General features: G+C 69.3%; 17 protein-coding genes. 8 read left to right on the top strand and 9 right to left on the bottom strand.

Features of this window, described 5'->3' with window-relative positions:
• Window positions 1–59: 59 nt before the first annotated feature.
• The 6 genes from GEMRO_RS0119100 to GEMRO_RS0119075 all read right to left on the bottom strand — a co-directional run bounded on the left by GEMRO_RS0119100 (window position 60) and on the right by GEMRO_RS0119075 (window position 5490).
• Window positions 60–1043: a branched-chain amino acid ABC transporter permease gene (locus GEMRO_RS0119100; RefSeq protein WP_027135289.1), complete on the bottom strand. Its 984-nt coding sequence runs from the start codon at window positions 1041–1043 to the stop codon at window positions 60–62.
• On the bottom strand, window positions 1043–1930 hold the full coding sequence (locus GEMRO_RS0119095) for a branched-chain amino acid ABC transporter permease (RefSeq protein ID WP_027135288.1): 888 nt from the start codon (window positions 1928–1930) through the stop codon (window positions 1043–1045). The genes GEMRO_RS0119100 and GEMRO_RS0119095 overlap by 1 nt, the downstream gene beginning before the upstream one ends.
• Window positions 1931–2013: 83 nt before the next feature.
• Entirely contained in the window at window positions 2014–3213 is a 1200-nt protein-coding gene (locus tag GEMRO_RS0119090) for an ABC transporter substrate-binding protein (protein ID WP_027135287.1), read from the bottom strand.
• A gap of 55 nt (window positions 3214–3268) precedes the next feature.
• Window positions 3269–4012 carry an ABC transporter ATP-binding protein gene (locus GEMRO_RS0119085; RefSeq protein WP_027135286.1) on the bottom strand — a complete coding sequence of 248 codons (744 nt, stop codon included), beginning with the start codon at window positions 4010–4012 and terminating at the stop codon, window positions 3269–3271.
• Complete coding sequence (locus tag GEMRO_RS0119080) at window positions 4005–4760, bottom strand: ABC transporter ATP-binding protein (RefSeq protein WP_027135285.1); 756 nt, start codon at window positions 4758–4760, stop codon at window positions 4005–4007. The genes GEMRO_RS0119085 and GEMRO_RS0119080 overlap by 8 nt, the downstream gene beginning before the upstream one ends.
• Before the next feature lie 277 nt (window positions 4761–5037).
• Window positions 5038–5490 (bottom strand): TIGR03067 domain-containing protein, encoded by a 453-nt coding sequence (locus GEMRO_RS0119075; RefSeq protein WP_027135284.1) that lies wholly within the window; start codon window positions 5488–5490, stop codon window positions 5038–5040.
• A 152-nt stretch (window positions 5491–5642) separates the two neighbouring features.
• Between GEMRO_RS0119075 and ureE the strand changes: the two genes are divergently transcribed.
• Genes ureE through GEMRO_RS0119035 form a run of 7 tightly spaced genes read left to right on the top strand, consistent with a single transcriptional unit; the run spans window position 5643 to window position 11126 of the window.
• Window positions 5643–6098, top strand: a complete 456-nt coding sequence (gene ureE / locus GEMRO_RS0119065) for an urease accessory protein UreE (RefSeq protein WP_027135283.1) — start codon at window positions 5643–5645, stop codon at window positions 6096–6098.
• Complete coding sequence (locus GEMRO_RS0119060) at window positions 6091–6768, top strand: urease accessory protein UreF (RefSeq protein ID WP_027135282.1); 678 nt, start codon at window positions 6091–6093, stop codon at window positions 6766–6768. The genes ureE and GEMRO_RS0119060 overlap by 8 nt, the downstream gene beginning before the upstream one ends.
• Before the next feature lie 35 nt (window positions 6769–6803).
• Complete coding sequence (gene ureB / locus GEMRO_RS0119055) at window positions 6804–7499, top strand: urease subunit beta (RefSeq protein WP_027135281.1); 696 nt, start codon at window positions 6804–6806, stop codon at window positions 7497–7499.
• Window positions 7500–7533: 34 nt separating this feature from the next.
• Window positions 7534–9240 carry an urease subunit alpha gene (gene ureC / locus GEMRO_RS0119050; protein ID WP_027135280.1) on the top strand — a complete coding sequence of 569 codons (1707 nt, stop codon included), beginning with the start codon at window positions 7534–7536 and terminating at the stop codon, window positions 9238–9240.
• Window positions 9237–9869: an urease accessory protein UreG gene (gene ureG, locus GEMRO_RS0119045; RefSeq protein WP_027135279.1), complete on the top strand. Its 633-nt coding sequence runs from the start codon at window positions 9237–9239 to the stop codon at window positions 9867–9869. The genes ureC and ureG overlap by 4 nt, the downstream gene beginning before the upstream one ends.
• A complete protein-coding gene (locus tag GEMRO_RS32850) occupies window positions 9866–10672 on the top strand; it encodes an urease accessory protein UreD (RefSeq protein ID WP_051329240.1) in 807 nt (268 codons plus the stop codon). Before ureG ends, GEMRO_RS32850 begins: the two co-directional genes overlap by 4 nt.
• Window positions 10665–11126, top strand: coding sequence for a GNAT family N-acetyltransferase (locus tag GEMRO_RS0119035; protein ID WP_027135278.1), 462 nt, complete (start codon window positions 10665–10667; stop codon window positions 11124–11126). Before GEMRO_RS32850 ends, GEMRO_RS0119035 begins: the two co-directional genes overlap by 8 nt.
• A 49-nt stretch (window positions 11127–11175) precedes the next feature.
• Here the strand turns inward: GEMRO_RS0119035 and GEMRO_RS0119030 are convergent, their stop codons facing one another.
• From GEMRO_RS0119030 to GEMRO_RS30570, 3 genes are all read right to left on the bottom strand, one after another.
• Window positions 11176–13383, bottom strand: coding sequence for a mechanosensitive ion channel family protein (locus GEMRO_RS0119030; protein ID WP_027135277.1), 2208 nt, complete (start codon window positions 13381–13383; stop codon window positions 11176–11178).
• Between the two features lie 159 nt (window positions 13384–13542).
• Window positions 13543–14094, bottom strand: coding sequence for an SRPBCC family protein (locus tag GEMRO_RS0119025; protein ID WP_027135276.1), 552 nt, complete (start codon window positions 14092–14094; stop codon window positions 13543–13545).
• Complete coding sequence (locus GEMRO_RS30570) at window positions 14091–14420, bottom strand: ArsR/SmtB family transcription factor (RefSeq protein WP_035485611.1); 330 nt, start codon at window positions 14418–14420, stop codon at window positions 14091–14093. The genes GEMRO_RS0119025 and GEMRO_RS30570 overlap by 4 nt, the downstream gene beginning before the upstream one ends.
• Before the next feature lie 255 nt (window positions 14421–14675).
• Between GEMRO_RS30570 and GEMRO_RS0119015 the strand changes: the two genes are divergently transcribed.
• Window positions 14676–15704 (top strand): ABC transporter substrate-binding protein, encoded by a 1029-nt coding sequence (locus GEMRO_RS0119015; protein WP_027135275.1) that lies wholly within the window; start codon window positions 14676–14678, stop codon window positions 15702–15704.
• Window positions 15705–15749: the final 45 nt, after the last annotated feature.

Below are 15749 nucleotides of genomic sequence, written 5' to 3'. Positions count from 1 at the left end.
ACTTGCCGGCGTCCGTACCCGCCGGAGAGTAGCCGGACCCATCGATTTCCGACCAACGGTCAAAGTGGCTTCTTCAGCCATCTGCCCAGCACGCCGACGATGCCTTCGCGGAACAGGAGCACGCTGATCACGAAGATCACGCCCTGGATGATCGTCACCCAGGCGCCGAACGTGGCGAAATAGTTCTGCATGGTGACGATCACCGCGGCACCCACCAGGGGGCCGAACACGGTGCCCATGCCGCCCAGCAGGGTCATCAGCACCACCTCGCCGGACATGGTCCAGTAGACGTCGGTGAGCGATGCCAGCTGGAACACCAGGGCCTTGGTGGCGCCGGCCAGGCCGGCCAGGCTGGCGGAAAGCACGAACACCGCCAGCTTGTACTGGTTGACCCGGTAGCCCAGCGACACCGAGCGCGGCTCGTTGTCCCGGATCGCCTTCAGCACCTGGCCGAACGGCGAGTGGATGATCCGGTAGATCAGCAAAAGGCCGGCGAACACGATCGCCAGCACGACGTAATAGAGGTTGATGTCAGCGCCGAGGTCGAGCAGGCCGAACAGATGGCCGCGCGGCACCGCCTGGATGCCGTCCTCGCCGCCGGTGAACGGCGCCTGCACCGAGAAGAAGAACACCATCTGGGCGAAGGCCAGCGTCACCATCGCGAAGTAGATGCCCTGGCGGCGGATCGCCAGCGCGCCGATCACCAGCCCCAGCACGGCCGCGGCGGCGGTGCCGAGCAGGATCGCGAACTCCGGGTTCAGACCCCATTCCTTGGCGGCATGGGCGCTGACATAGCTGGCCGAGCCGAAGAAGGCGGCGTGGCCGAACGACAGGAGCCCGCCATAGCCCAGCAGCAGGTTGAAGGCGCAGGCGAACAGGGCGAAGCACAGGATCTTCATCAGGAAGATCGGGTAGAGGAAGAACGGGCCGACCAGGCCCAGGGCCAGCAGGGCCACGAAGATCACCAGGTGATGGCGCATCATCCCCATGGAGATGGGGTGGGCCGGCGCGCCCGGGGCGTCCGCGCGGGAATCGGTCGCCATCACGCTGCCCTCCCGAACAGGCCGGCGGGCTTCACCAGCAGCACGATCGCCATGATCACGAAGATCACCACCGCCGATCCCTCCGGGTAGAACACCCGGGTCAGCCCCTCGACGATGCCGAGGCCGAAGCCGGTGACGATCGAGCCCAGGATCGAGCCCATCCCGCCGATCACCACCACCGCGAACACCACGATGATCAGGTCGGCCCCCATGTTCGGGTTGACCGAGTAGATCGGTGCTGCCAGCACGCCGGCGAACGCGGCCAGGCCCACGCCGAAGCCGTAGGTGACGGTGATCAGCCGCGGCACGTTGATGCCGAAGGCGCCGACCAGCACCGGGTTCTCGGTGGCGGCGCGCAGATAGGCGCCAAGCCGGGTCTTCTCGATCACGAACCAGGTGGCGAGGCAGACCACCAGCGACGCCACCACCACCCAGCCGCGATAGTTCGGCAGGAACATGAAGCCCAGGTTCTGCCCGCCCGAGAGCAGCGGCGGGATCTGGTAGGGCAGCCCGGAGATGCCGTACTGGTTGCGGAACAGGCCCTGGATGATCAGCGCCAGGCCGAAGGTGAGCAAGAGGCCGTAGAGATGGTCCAGGTGGTAGAGCCTGGAGATCAGGAGCCGCTCGATGATCACGCCGGTGATGCCGACCACCACCGGCGCCAGCACCAGGGCCACCCAGTAGTTGATGCCCAGATAGTCCAGCAGCATCCAGGCGACGAACGCGCCCATCATGTACTGGGCGCCGTGGGTGAAGTTGATGATGTTGAGCAGGCCGAAGATGATCGCGAGGCCCAGGCTGAGCAGGGCGTAGAACGAGCCGTTGATCAGGCCGAGCAGGAGCTGGCCGAACAATGCCTGCGGCGGGATACCCAGTAGCTCGAACATGAGCCCGTCCTGCGGTCAGGGTAGGAGAAGCGGAAGGCGGGGCATGCCGCCGCGCAAGCACATGCCCCGTTCCATGGCCGAAACTACTTCACGAACTCGCAGCCGCCCTCTTCCAGGGGCCGCCACGCCTTCTCCGGCGGAATGGTCGCGACCAGCTCGTAATAATCCCAGGGGCCTTCCGACTGCTCGGGGGTCTTCACCCGGAACAGGTACATGTCGTGGAGCTTGCGGCCGTCCTCGCGGATCGAGCCCTGGCCAAACAGGGGATCGTCGGTCGGCATCTCCTTCATCTTGGCGACCACCTGCTCGGCATCGGTGCCGCCGGCCGCTTCCACCGCCTTGAGATAGTGGAGCACGCCGGCATAGACGCCCGCCTGCACCATGGTCGGCATGTCGCCGTCATGGGCTTCAGCGAAGCGCTCGGACCAGGCGCGGGTCTCGTCGTTCAGGTCCCAGTAGAAGCTCTCGGTCAGCACCAGGCCCTGGGCGGTCTGCAGGCCCAGCGCGTGGACGTCGGTGAGGAACACCAGCAGGCCGGCCAGGGACTGCCCGGCCTGGGTGATCCCGAACTCGGAGGCCTGCTTGATGGAGTTGATGGTGTCGCCGCCGGCATTGGCCAGGCCGATCACGTCGGAGCCGGACGCCTGGGCCTGGAGCAGGAAGGAGGAGAAGTCGGTGCCGGGGAACGGATGGCGGACGCTGCCCAGGACCTCGCCGCCGGCGGCCTCGACCACCGCGGTGGTGTCGCGCTCCAGCGCATGGCCGAAGGCGTAGTCCGCGGTCAGGAAGAACCAGGTCTTGCCGCCGGCCTCGACCATGGCGCCGCCGGTGCCGTGGGCCAGGGCGTAGGTGTCGTAGGTCCAGTGGACGGTGTTGGGCGAGCATTTCGACCCGGTCAGGTCGGAGGTGGCCGCCCCTGAGTTCACGAACACCTTGTTCTTCTCGCGGGTGATGTCGCTCACCGCCAGCGCCGCGGAGGAGGTCGGCACGTCGACGATCATGTCGACGCCGTCCTGGTCGTACCACTGCCGGGCGATGGTGGACGCGACGTCCGGCTTGTTCTGGTGGTCGGCCGAGACGATCTCGACGTTGATCCCCTTCGCCTCTGCGTCGAAGTCTTCCACCGCCATGCGCGCGGCCACCACCGAGCCCTCGCCGGACAGGTCGGCATAGACGCCGGAACGGTCGTTCAGCACGCCAATCTTGACGTTGGTCTCCGCCAGCGCGGTGCCGGAGAGCAGCGCCGTCGCCATGGCCGCGAGCACGAATTTGCCAAGCCTCATCTTCTCTACCTCCCTGTCCGACCCGCGGTGCTGCGCCGCCCGCCGATCATCGATCCTACACCCCGAGATAGGCGTGCAGCTTGTCCATGTTCGCTTCGAGATCCTCGTTGCGGATCTCGTCGATCACCCGGCCCTGCTCCACCACATAGTGCCGGTCGGCGACCGAGGCGGCGAAGCGGAAGTTCTGCTCCACCAGGACGATGGTGAAGCCCTCGCTCTTCAGGCGGGCGATGGTACGGCCGATCTGCTGGACGATCACCGGGGCCAGGCCCTCGGTCGGCTCGTCGAGCAGCAGGAGCTTCGCCCCGGTGCGCAGGATCCGGGCGATCGCCAGCATCTGCTGCTCGCCGCCCGACAGCTTGGTGCCCTGGCTGGACAGCCGTTCCTTCAGATTGGGGAACAGCTCGTAGATCCGCTGCACCGACAGGCCGCCCTCCTGCACCTTGGGCGGCAGCATCAGGTTTTCTTCCACCGAGAGGCTGGCGAAGATGCCGCGCTCCTCGGGGCAGAACGCGATGCCGGCCCGGGCGATGGTGCGGGCGGGCAGGCCGATCGTCTCCTGGCCCTCGAAGGTGATCGAGCCCTGGCGCCTGGCCAGGATGCCCATCACCGCCTTCAGCGTGGTGGTCTTGCCGGCGCCGTTGCGGCCGAGCAGGGTGACCACCTCGCCCTTGCGCACGTCGAACTCGATGCCATGCAGGACATGGCTCTCGCCGTACCAGCCATGCAGGTCGCGGACCGCGAGAAGGCTCGCCTGGCCGGCGACGGCGCCACGCTCCAGCAGGGCGGCCTCAGTCATGACCGGCTCCGATATAGGCGTCGATGACGTCGGGATTGGCGGAAACCGTGGGATAGTCGCCCTCCGCCAGGACCTTGCCGCGCGCCAGCACGGTGATGCGGTCCGACAGGGAGGCCACCACCGAGAGATTGTGCTCGACCATCAGCACGGTGCGGGTCCGGGCGATCCGCCGGATCAGCTCGGCGATGCGGTCGACATCCTCGTGGCCCATGCCGGCCATCGGCTCGTCGAGCAGGAGCATCTCGGGCTCGAGCGCCAGGGTGGTGGCGATCTCCAGGGCGCGCTTGCGGCCATAGGGCAGCTCGCCGGCGGAGGTCGCGGCGAAGCTGGCGAGGCCGACATCGTCCAAGAGGGCGGCAGCCGCGTCGTCGAACCGGGTCAGGACCCGTTCGGAGCGCCAGAAGTCGAAGCTGTCGCCGCGCTGGCGCTGCAGGGCGATCCGCACGTTTTCCAGGGCGGTCATGTGCGGGAACACCGCCGAGATCTGGAAGGAGCGAACCAGGCCCAGCCGCGCGATGTCGGCCGGCTGCATCCGGGTGATGTCGCGGCCCTGGTAGACGATCGCGCCGCGGGTCGGCTGCAGGAACTTGGTGAGCAGGTTGAAGCAGGTGGTCTTGCCGGCGCCGTTCGGGCCGATCAGCGCGTGGATCGAGCCGCGGGCGACCTTCAGGTCGACATCGTTGACCGCGACGAACCCCTTGAATTCCTTGGTCAGCCCGGTTGCGGACAGGATGATGTCGTCGGCCATCCGCTTCCCATGATCATGATTTTTTGTCAGCGAATGCTGAAGCTTTCATCCGCGGACGCTATCGAGCCGGCCCTAGCCTGTCAAACGGTGATGCGCCCGGCGATCGCCCAGGTCGTCGCTTCCTCGAAAGCCGGCCGACGACCGGAGAGCCAAGAACATCGCGCAGGCTCGACTGCTGCCATGCAAGTTACGTGGCAACAGCGACAAGAACATTGGCCAGTACAACATCGGCACGGGCCGATGTTGTATTTCCCTTCCCGCCCGCTCCCCCGCCGCCTCAGCGCAAGGCTCTGTAGGTGATCAGCACGTAGCCGGACCCGGCCACGAAGTCCGACGGGCGGACCGCATTCGGGTCGGCGGCGTTCAGGCACAGGATCAGGTGGTCGATCTCCAGGCGGTAGATCCCCGACCAGGTCATGCCCACCACCTCGCCCATCTGGTGCTCGAGATCCATCCAGGGCGGGTTCGGGATCGGATCGGCGGTGTAGGTCCCGCCATACTGGACGATGCCGGCCTTCGAGATCTGGAAGCGGTCGCCGCCCAGGGCGAGCTCGTGCCCGACCAGGTCCGGCGCGGCCAGGCCCGCGCGCAGCGCCTCGGTGGCGATCCAGCTCCCCTCCAACTCGCGGGCCTGGGCCTGGGCCGGCCTGCCCGCGAGCATGGTCCTGGCCAGCGGCAGCGACGCCATTGCTGCGAACGCGGGCGAGGCAATGAAGGTCCGACGCAGCATGTGTGGTGCCTCCCGTGGCGTGGATCGCGGCCGAGAACAGCCTCCTTCCAAGCGAACTGGGCGGTCCGGCCGCCCGGGTCAACGTCGTTGAACAGGCCCTGGATCGGGATTAAGCCGGAAGCGCCCTCCTCCCATCGAGCGACCGCGCCGGAATGACCGAGCAGCTCTGCCGCCTCGAGCGGATCATCGGCGACCGGGCCGACCCCGCCCTCGGACACCGCCTCCATCACCTGGCCCATGACTGCCGGCTGGAGGTCCTGTCGGTCCCGGTGACGGACCTGCCCCGCCGCCGCTTCCGGGCGACTACCGACCGCGGCACCGACTGCGCCGTGATGCTGCCGCGCGACACGGCCCTGTTCGACGGGGCGGTGCTGCTCCTCGACGACGAACGCGCCATCGTGGTGAAGGTCGGCCAGGAAGAGTGGCTGAAGCTGCGCCCGGCCCCGGGCTTCGCGCTGGAGCTGGGCTATCTGGCCGGCAACCTGCACTGGCGGGTCCGCTTCAGCGAGGGGCTGCTGCTGGTCGCCATGGATGTGCCGAAGGAGCGCTATCTCGCCCGGATCGAGGACCATCTGGCGGCCGGCCGGGTGGCGGTCGTCGATGGCTGAGATCGCAGCACTGCTGGCGGCGCTGCAGCACGGCGACAGCCAGTTCCCGAGCGGCGGGTTCGCGTTCTCCTGGGGACTGGAAGGCCTGCTGGCCGACCGGCTGGTGGCGAGGCGGGACCTGGCCGGCTTCATCGAGGGGCAGTTCCGGCATCGCTGGAGCAGCTTCGACCGGGTGGTGATCGCGCACGCGCACGATCTGGCGGGCGACCTGGACGGGCTAGTGGCGCTGGACGATCTCACCGATGCCGCGACGCCCGCCGCCGCGGCCAGGGAAGGCTCCAGGCGCGCCGGCAACGCGCTGCTGGGCGTGCATGCCAGGCTCGGCACCGCGGGCGCCCAGGCGCTGCGCGCCAAGGTGCAGGCGGACCAGGCGCACGGCCATGTCCCGGTGGTGCAGGGCATGGTGCTGGCAGGCGTCGGGCTGGCGCGGGACCAGGCGCTGGCGGTGGCGGCCCACGCCATGGCGACGGCATTCTGCACCGCCGCCATCCGCCTGGGGCTGGCCAGCCACCTGGACGCGCAGCGGGCGATCGGCCAGCTGCGGCCGCTGATCGCCGAACTGGCGGCACGCCCCTTGCCTGCCCTGGACCAGATCCACGCCTTCACCCCGGCCGCCGAGATCGCGATGATGCGCCATGCCGGGCAGGACCTGCGGCTGTTCTCCAATTGAGCGAACGAGGCTGAGCAAGTGAGGCCGATGCCATGATGAACCTCACCCCGACCGAAATGGAGCGGCTGTGGATCTTCACCGCCGCGGAGTTCGCCAGGCGGCACAAGGCGCGCGGCATCCGGCTCTCCCATCCCGAGGCGGTGGCGCTGATCGCCGACGAGATGCTGCTGGCTGCCCGGGCAGGCATGGAGTACGCGGCGATCGTCGACATGGCCGGCCAGCTGCTCAGCACCGACGACGTGATGCCGGGTGTCGCGGCGATGATCGAGATGGTCTCGGTGGAGGCCGATTTCGAGGAAGGCACCAAGATGGTGATCGTGTTCCGCCCGGTCGGCCCAGGCCAGGAGCCGGTCGCCGAGCACCGGGCCGCCGGCGAGATCATCACCCCGGACGAGGACATCGAGGTCAATGCCGGCCGGGCCAAGGTGACGGTCGAGGTGGTCAACACCGGCGACCGCGACATCCAGGTGCGCAGCCACGCCCATTTCTTCGAAACCAACCGCGCCCTGGAGTTCGACCGGGCCAAAGCGTTCGGGATGCGGCTGGACGTGCCGTCCGGCCAGGGCGTGCGGTTCGAGCCGGGCCTGCGCAAGTCGGTGGAGCTGGTGTCGATCGGCGGCCAGGGCCTGGTGTTCGGCCAGGCCGGGCTGGTGAACGGGACCACCCGCACGGAGGACAGCCGCCAGGCGGCGCTGGCCCTGGCGCGCGCCCAGAACTATCGCGGCGCCTGACGCCCGCCCACCCGACGCAGAGAAGGAACGGAACATGGCGGTCCTCAGCCGACGTCACTATGCCGAGGTCTACGGCCCCACCACCGGCGACATGGTGCGCCTGGGCGATACCGAGCTCCTGGCCGAGATCGAGAAGGACTTCACGGTCTATGGCGAGGAGCTGACCACCGGCGCCGGCAAGTCGATGCGCGACGGCGAAGGCTTCCAGACCACCGGGACCTACGCGTCGGGCGCGCTCGACACCGTGATCCACAATGCCACCATCATCGACGCGGTGATCGGCATCGTGAAGGCCGACATCGGCATCCGCGATGGCAGGATCGTGGGCGTGGGCAAGGCCGGCAACCCGGACATCATGGACGGGGTCGACCCGGCCCTGCGCTGCGGGCCGAACACCACCGTGATCCACGGCGACATGTTCATCTGCACCGCCGGCGCCATCGAGGCGCACGCGCATTTCCTTTGCCCGCAGCAATGGGAGCATGCGCTGGCCGGCGGCTGCACCACCATGATCGGGATGTCGCCGGGCCCCCATTTCGACACGAGCTGCGCCGGGCCCAACATCGTCGGCCAGATGATCCAGGCCTGCGACGCCTTCCCGCTCAATTTCGGCTTCCTGGGACGGGGCTGCTCCGATCCGGGCGCGGTGGAGGAATCGGTGGCGGGCGGCTGCCTGGGGGTGAAGATCCACGAGGACCTGGGCGCCCAGCCGGCGGTGATCGACGGCAGCCTGACCGCGGCGGACCGCCACGACTTCCAGGTCAACCTGCACACCGACACGATCAACGAATACGGCTATTGCGAGGACACGCTGCGCTCGATCGGCGGGCGGACCATCCACATGTACCACGTGGAGGGTGCGGGCGGCGGCCATGCCCCCGACCTGCTGGTGGTCAACAGCCACGCCAACGTGCTGCCGTCCTCGACCAACCCGACCAACCCGTTCACCGCCTACGCGCTGAACGAGGGCCTGCCGATGACCATGCTGGCCCACATGATGAACTGGCGCCTGCCCGAGGACCTGGCGTTCGCGGAATCCCGTGTGCGTGCGCAGAGCATGGCGGCCGAGGACTTCCTGCACGACATGGGGGCGATCTCGATCTTCGCCACCGACACCCAGGGCATGGGCCGGCTGGCCGAGAACGTCGCCAAGTGCTGGCAGCTGGCCAGCATCATGAAGGAGCGGGTCGGCCGGCTGCCCGAGGAGACCACCGCCCGCGCCGACAACGAGCGGATCAAGCGCTACATCGCGAAATACACGATCAACCCGGCGATCGCCTCGGGCATGGACGACCATGTCGGCTCGATCGAGCCCGGCAAGATGGCCGACCTGGTGCTGTGGCCGCGCGCTTCGTTCGGGGCCAAGCCCTGGATGGTGATCAAGAGCGGCATCATCGCCTGGGCGGCGATGGGCGACGGCAATGCCAGCCAGATCGATTCGGAGCCGATCGTGCAGCGGCCGATGTGGGGCGCCTATGGGCGCTCGCCCCTGAACCTGGGCGTGACCTTCGCCTCGAAGCTGGCGATCGAGGCCGACGTGCAGAGGAAGCTCGGCGTGGAGAAGCCGATCCTGGCGATCAAGCCGCTGCGGGCGCTCGGCAAGAAGCACATGCTGCGCAACGACGCGATGCCGAAGATCGAGGTCGACCCGCAGACCTTCGAGGTGCGCGCCGACGGCAGGCTCCTGATGTGCGAGCCGGCAAGGAGGGTGCCGCTCAACCGCCGCTACATGCTGCGATGAGCGGCCAGGAGATGGGCCGGGGTGCCGCCAGGGTCGGGATCGGCGGCCCGGTGGGATCGGGCAAGACGGCGCTCCTGGAGGCACTGATCCCGCGCCTGCTCCAGCGCGGCGTCGATCTTGCGGTGATCACCAACGACCTCGTGACCCACGAGGATGCCGAGCGGCTGCGCCGCGCCGACCTGCTCGACCCGGCGCGGATCCTGGCGGTGGAGGCCGGCGCCTGCCCGCACACGGTGATCCGCGAGGACCCGACCCTCAACATGGAGGCCGCCGACAGCCTGGACCGGGACTTTCCCGGCCTGGAGCTGATCCTGATCGAGAGCGGCGGCGACAACCTGGCCTCGACCTTCTCCCTGGACCTGGTCGACTACTGGCTGTTCGTGATCGACGTGGCCGGGGGCGACGACATTCCCCGCAAGCGCGGACCGGGCATCCTGCAATGCGACCTGCTGGTCATCAACAAGGTCGACCTGCACGCCCATGTCGGCGTCGACCTGGAGCGGATGCTGGCCGAGGCAAAGGCCGTGCGCGGCGGCCGGCCGATCCTAGCCACCAACTGCCGCAAGGGCGAGGGCGTCGACCAGGTCGCGGACGCGATCTGCCATGCGGTCCTGTTCCGCGACGCATGACCCCTGCCCTCGACCTTTCCTTCCGGCTCGGTTCGGATGGCCGGACCGTGCTGGCCGGACGGCGGGTGCGGCACCCGTTCTCGGTGCAGGCGCCGCTCTGGGACGTGCGCGGGCGGCCGGCCTGCGCCCGCGTGTTCATCCAGTCCACCTCGGGCGGGATCTTTTCGGGCGACCGGATCAACCAGCGGGTCGCGGCGCTGGCGGGCGCCGAGCTGCGGGTCGAGATGCCGGCGGCGATGGTGGTCCATGCCATGCGCGACGGCGGATCGAGCAGCCAGCGGGTCGAGCTGGTGGCCGAGGCCGGCAGCCGGCTGGAGTTCCTGCCGCTGCCGCTGATCCTGTTCCCGGACAGCCGGCTGGACCAGGAGGTCCGGGTGGTGGCCGACCCGGAGGCGCGCCTGCTGGTGGCCGACGGGTTCATGATGCACGGTCCGGCCCGGAGCGGCGGGTCGTTCGAGCGGTTCCGGGGGACGCTCCGGCTGGAGCGGCCGGACGGGCGGCTGGTGATGCTGGACCGCATGGAGGCCTTGGGCCAGACGGTGCTGGACGGCCTGCCGGGGGTGACCGGGGCGGAGCAGGCGCTGGGCAGCCTCCTGCTGGTCGGGACGATCGATGCGGCGGACGCGCGCCGCCGGTGCAGGGAGATCCAGGCGGTGCTTGACGGACAGGAAGTGGCCGGCGGAGCGACGCCGCTGCGCCAGGGCAGCGGGCTGCTGGTGCGGATGCTGGCCAGGGATGGCGGTGCGCTGGTGCAGGCGCAGGCGGCGCTGGTGCCGCTGCTGCGGGGAATGCTGCATGGCTGAGTTTCGGGACGCCACCGAGGCCGACCTGCCGGCAATCGTGGCGCTGCTGGCCGACGACGATCTGGGCCGCAGCCGGGAGAACGCGGGCGACGCCCAGCTTTCGGTATACCGGGAGGCGTTCCGGGCGATGGAGCGGCAGGACGGCAACCGCATGCTCGTGGCGGTGGAGGGTGGCCGGGTGGTCGGCTGCATGCAGCTGACCGTCATCCACGGCCTCGGCCGCGCCGGCGCCAGCCGCGGCCAGATCGAGGCGGTGCGGGTGGCAAGGGACCGGCGCGGCCAGGGCCTGGGCCAGGAGATGATCGGGCACGCCCTTGGGCTGGCCCGCGCGGCCGGCTGCCGGATGGTCCAGCTCACCACCGACACCCGCCGCCACGACGCCCACCGCTTCTATGAACGCCTGGGTTTCGTCGCCAGCCATGTTGGCATGAAGCTGGAGCTCGACGGGGCCTGACAAAGCCCCTGGCGCACGGCAGCGCCGCGCCGGTCGAGGCTCCGGCGGATCAGGCCGGCTGGCCCTGGCCGGGAGGCAGGACCTGGCGGTGGGCGAGCTCGATGCCGAGTTCGTCGAAGCGGACCTGCAGGCGCCGGTTGAGCTCGCGGCCGACCACCCACTGCTGCAGCGGCCGGGTGCGGATGGCGCCCTTGAGCACGATGCCGTCCGGCGTGAACTCGTCCACGCCCCACACGTCCAGCGGCAGGAGGATGAGCGGCGCGAAGGCCGGGTCCGCCAGCATCGCGCCGCCGACCTCGCGCATCGTGTCCAGCGCCTTCTGCAGGTCGGTGTGGTGGGCGACCATCACGCTGACCATGTAGACGCCGAAGTCGCGCGAACGGTTCTTGAGCGCCTTGATGCTGGAGAACGGGATCGAGTGGAGGGCGCCCTCGCCGTCGCGGATGCGCACGGTGCGGATGGTCAGCGCCTCCACCACGCCGGCCCGGTCGCCGGTATCGATCACGTCACCGATCGAGATCGTGTCCTCCAGCAGGATGAACAGGCCGGTGATCACGTCCTGGACGAGCTGCTGCGAGCCGAAGCCGATCGCCAGCCCGACCACGCCGGCGCCGGCGAGGAACGGCGCCACGTTGACGCCGAGATTGGCGAGCACGGCGATCCCGGTCAGCACGGTCAGGGTCACGAACACGAAGTTGCGCAGGAGCGGCAGCAGGGTGCGGACCCGGTTCGACATCGGCCGGGGCTCGCCAAGCTGATCGACCGGGGTGAGCGTGTGCTCGATCCAGCCGTCGATCAGGATCCAGATCGCCCAGGCCGCCAGGATGGCCAGTGCGATCCCCGCGAGGGAGCCAAGGATCGCGCGGCCGGGCTCGGTGGCCAGCCAGGCGGCGAGGTCGAACCCCCAAAGGCTCAGGGACGCCGCCACCACGGCGATCGCGATCGCCACCTGGCCGATCAGGGTGACCAGACGGGCGGCCCGGCACAGGATGGCGGTCCGCGTGCTGGCGCGACGCCGGCGCATCTGCGCCTCGAACAGGCCGGCGCGCTTGCGCAGCCATGCGGCGAGCATGGTGCCGATCACCAGGAACAGCATGGATAGCAAGGCCTGCAGCACGAAGCCCTGGCTCTGCGTCCCGAACAAGCGGGCGACCACGTTCAGCGCCAGGAACACGATGGCGATCAGGTGCCAGCGCCGCGCCAGGGCGACCACGGCCGCCTCGAGCGGCCCCGCTTCCGGCGCATGATGGCCGAGCCGGTCGCGGATCAGCAGGGTGCGCACTGCCACCTTGTGCCTGAGCACGAACAGCAGCGCCACGAGGTTGAAGAACAGGTCGACCAGGAGCGAGGCGAGGTCGACGGTGGCGGCGCCCAGCACGATGCGCAGGCTGGGGTCGCGCAGCACCAGGCTGACGGTGGCGAGGCCCGCCAGCGCGCCGATCCAGGGGCCAAGGCGGCGCTGCGCGTAGACGACCAGCCGCCAGCCGCGGCTGGGGGCCGCGAGTTCCAGGAGGTGGTGGAACAGCCGCCGGGCCAGGATGGCGGCCCATACCGGCGCAGCCAGCAGCAGGAACACCGGCTGGGCCAGCAGGCGCATGCCCATGACCACCGGCCACAGAACCAGCACCACCGCCGCGACCGCCACCGGCAGGAGGCCGAACAGGGTGCGCATCGCCACGCCGCGCCAGAAGCCGGCGTCGCCGGCGCGTTCGTCCGGGACGGTGCGCCGGCGCACGAAGGGCAGTGCCGCGAGCCCGAAGAGCGCCAGGAGCGCCAGCGCCCAACCGGAGGCGGCGCGGATCGCAAACGCCTGCAGCGCCTGCGCACTGCCCGGCTCGGCCAGGCGTTCCTGGATCTGCTGGCCGGCGATCCCGACCATTTGGTCGATCGGCACGCCCAGGGCCGCGCGCGGCAGGTCGGCGCCGATATCGCCCACCCACGCGGTGACCGCCGCCATCAGCCCGGTCTCGGTCAGGATCACCTCCTCCGGGGCCGGCGCGGCGTCGGCCGGAGGCGCTTCGGGTGGCGGGGGCGGGTCGGAGGCCGGCGGCTCGGCTGCCGGCAGTGCTGCGCGCAGGCTCTCCAGGTCGGCGATCAGCGCCGCCCGGCCGGCATCGTCCTTCAGGAGCCGCAGCACCCGGTCGATCGCCTGGAGGTCGGCCGTCCCCGGCCCGGCCACGGGCGCCGGCTGGGCCAGCCCCTGCGGCGGGCCAACCAGCAGAAGCAGGAGCGCCAGCACGAGGGATCGGAGCAGCATGGGGACAAGCGGTCCTTTGCCATGGAAGGATCTTCCCTCACCTCGCCGACCGTCGCATCGGGCGGCAGGGCGAGGAACGATCATCAACTAGGCTGAGGATCCGCCGGCGACCACCGCTCCCCGGCCACCTGCCGGCCGCGGGGCGGCGCAAGCCCCCTGTCAGGCGGCGCTGGCCGCCGAGCCCAGCCGGTCCCGGTACTCGGCCTCCAGGCGCTGGTGGGTCCGCCAGAACGGCGGCGGCTCGCGGCCGGCCAGCCGGTCCTGCAGGACCGCGAGATGGGCATGCCAGCCGCCAGCGACGCTGAGCCGGCCGGACGCGGACCGCAGGCGGCGATGGGTCAGCACGAGATGCACCAGCTCGTCCTGCTCGCTCAGCTCGAAGGTCACCTCCGAATCCTGCCCGCTGTCCTCGCCCCAGGTATAGGCCAGCAGGCGTGGCGGGTCGCAGCGGGTGACGCGGCCATGCACGGTCGCGGTGCCGTCGCATCTTCCTGCCTGGGCCGCCCCATCGTCGACGGTCGCCGACAGGTCGGCGTGGCGGAACTCCAGCGTGACGCCGCCGCCCTGGCGCAGCTCCATCGGCCCGCCCGCCAGCCAGCGCGCGCGCTTGTCCGGCTCGGTCAGATAGGCCCAGATCCGCTGGATGGGCCCGGGCAGCCGGCGCTCGAAGCGCAGGGTGTCGGGGGCGATCAGCGTGCCATAGTCGTTCATTGCCTGTCCCTTTCCCGATCGTGCATCGCTGCCTCGCGCAGTTCCCGCTCCAGGTCGTCGAGGCTGGCGTTCCAGAACTGCCGGACCTGGTGCAGCCAGGCATCGATCGCGCCGAGCCCGGCCGGGTCGAGGCGATAGATGCGGCGCTGGCGGTCGACCCGCACCGTCACCAGCCCGGCCTCGCGCAGGATCTTGAGATGCTGCGAGATGGCCGGCGCGGAGATCGCGAACTGCTCGGTGATCTCGCCGGCGGCGCGCTCACCCTTGGCCAGCAGTTCGACGATCTGCCGCCGCGTCGGATCGGCAAGGGCGGTCAGGCTGTCCATGCCGCATTATTTTGGCAATCACTTAATTAAGTCAATCACGAAATTGCGGTGGAATGGGTGGGCCAGGAATGTCCGGCCGGCGGTCTTGACACCAACCGCGCCACGACCTGTAATCGATTTCGCACTCGGCAATCATGTTTCTGTAATGTATTCGGCTGGTCATGGCATGACCCTGGCTGGAGATCTGATGCGCACTGACTGAAAACAGTCAAAACAAGCGCCCGCAGTACCATCAGAACCATCTGGAGAAACCCGATGAAACTGTATCACCTGCTGCCTGGAATGCTGGGCATTGCTGTCGCCTGCACCGCGCTGGCCGACGAGATTACAGTGGCATCGGGTGGCGGGGTCTACCAGGATGCCCAGCGCGCCGCCTTCTTCGACCCGACCGCCGAAAAGCTCGGTATCACCATCAAGGAAGCCACCACCAGCGGAATCCCGGAGATCCGGGTGCAGGTGCAGAGCGGCTCGGTCACCTGGGACATTGCCAACACCGCTGCCGAAGAATGCGCGATCGGCCACAAGGAGGGCCTGTTCGAGCCGCTCGACACCAGCGTGGTCGACACCTCCGGGATCGACCCGAAGCTGGTCGGCGAGGACTGGGTCGCCAACCTGTATTATTCGACGGTGATCGCCTGGAACACCGACACGATCGGCGAGGACGGCCAGGTGCCGCAGGGCTGGGCGGACTTCTTCGACACCGAGAAGTTCCCGGGCGACCGGGCGATCTACGATCATCCCCGCGGCAACCTGGAGGCCGCCCTGCTCGCCGACGGCGTGCCGGCCGACCAGCTCTACCCGCTGGATGTGGAGCGCGCGTTCGCCAAGATGAAGGAGCTCAAGCCCGACATCACCGTCTGGTGGAATTCCGGCGCGCAGTCGGCGCAGCTGATCAAGGACGGCGAGGTCGACCTGATCCAGATCTGGAACGGCCGGGTCGCCGCGGCGATCGCGGACGGCGCCAAGGCCGACTTCACGTTCGACCAGGGCATCCTGATGGCCGACTGCTTCGTCATCCCCAAGGGCGCGCCCAACAAGGACCTGGCGATGAAGGCCCTGGCCCTGTTCATCGCGCCGGAGCAGCAGGCCCTCCTGCCCCTGCACATCGCCTATGGCCCGATCAACCAGAAGGCCTTCGACCAGCCGGTCCTGACCGACGAACTCAAGGCCAAGATCAACTCTTCGCCCGAGAACGCCGCCAGGCAGATCGTCCTGGACGTCGCCTGGTGGGGCGAGCACGGCGCCGAGATGATGGAGCGCTGGCAGAACTTCAAGCAGCAGTGAGCTGCGCCACCCCGATCCGCCCTGCCCCCTTCTTCCAGCACAGAG

Source organism: Geminicoccus roseus DSM 18922, assembly GCF_000427665.1.
Taxonomy (GTDB): Bacteria; Pseudomonadota; Alphaproteobacteria; order Geminicoccales; family Geminicoccaceae; genus Geminicoccus; species Geminicoccus roseus.
Note: the sequence above shows the minus strand (reverse complement) of the source record. Positions and strands in the feature narration are given on the sequence as shown.

Bases quoted from the DNA above. Each gene is read 5' to 3' on its own strand.
- ureC (WP_027135280.1), top strand. From the start codon at position 7,534: ATGGCGGTCCTCAGCCGACGTCACTATGCCGAGGTCTACGGCCCCACC.
- GEMRO_RS0119035 (WP_027135278.1), top strand. From the start codon at position 10,665: ATGGCTGAGTTTCGGGACGCCACCGAGGCCGACCTGCCGGCAATCGTG.
- GEMRO_RS0119060 (WP_027135282.1), top strand. From the start codon at position 6,091: ATGGCTGAGATCGCAGCACTGCTGGCGGCGCTGCAGCACGGCGACAGC.
- GEMRO_RS0119025 (WP_027135276.1), bottom strand. From the start codon at position 14,094: ATGAACGACTATGGCACGCTGATCGCCCCCGACACCCTGCGCTTCGAG.
- GEMRO_RS0119030 (WP_027135277.1), bottom strand. From the start codon at position 13,383: ATGCTGCTCCGATCCCTCGTGCTGGCGCTCCTGCTTCTGCTGGTTGGC.
- ureE (WP_027135283.1), top strand. From the start codon at position 5,643: ATGACCGAGCAGCTCTGCCGCCTCGAGCGGATCATCGGCGACCGGGCC.
- ureG (WP_027135279.1), top strand. From the start codon at position 9,237: ATGAGCGGCCAGGAGATGGGCCGGGGTGCCGCCAGGGTCGGGATCGGC.
- GEMRO_RS0119015 (WP_027135275.1), top strand. From the start codon at position 14,676: ATGAAACTGTATCACCTGCTGCCTGGAATGCTGGGCATTGCTGTCGCC.
- GEMRO_RS32850 (WP_051329240.1), top strand. From the start codon at position 9,866: ATGACCCCTGCCCTCGACCTTTCCTTCCGGCTCGGTTCGGATGGCCGG.
- GEMRO_RS0119080 (WP_027135285.1), bottom strand. From the start codon at position 4,760: ATGGCCGACGACATCATCCTGTCCGCAACCGGGCTGACCAAGGAATTC.
- GEMRO_RS0119090 (WP_027135287.1), bottom strand. From the start codon at position 3,213: ATGAGGCTTGGCAAATTCGTGCTCGCGGCCATGGCGACGGCGCTGCTC.
- GEMRO_RS0119100 (WP_027135289.1), bottom strand. From the start codon at position 1,043: ATGGCGACCGATTCCCGCGCGGACGCCCCGGGCGCGCCGGCCCACCCC.
- GEMRO_RS30570 (WP_035485611.1), bottom strand. From the start codon at position 14,420: ATGGACAGCCTGACCGCCCTTGCCGATCCGACGCGGCGGCAGATCGTC.
- ureB (WP_027135281.1), top strand. From the start codon at position 6,804: ATGAACCTCACCCCGACCGAAATGGAGCGGCTGTGGATCTTCACCGCC.
- GEMRO_RS0119095 (WP_027135288.1), bottom strand. From the start codon at position 1,930: ATGTTCGAGCTACTGGGTATCCCGCCGCAGGCATTGTTCGGCCAGCTC.
- GEMRO_RS0119075 (WP_027135284.1), bottom strand. From the start codon at position 5,490: ATGCTGCGTCGGACCTTCATTGCCTCGCCCGCGTTCGCAGCAATGGCG.
- GEMRO_RS0119085 (WP_027135286.1), bottom strand. From the start codon at position 4,012: ATGACTGAGGCCGCCCTGCTGGAGCGTGGCGCCGTCGCCGGCCAGGCG.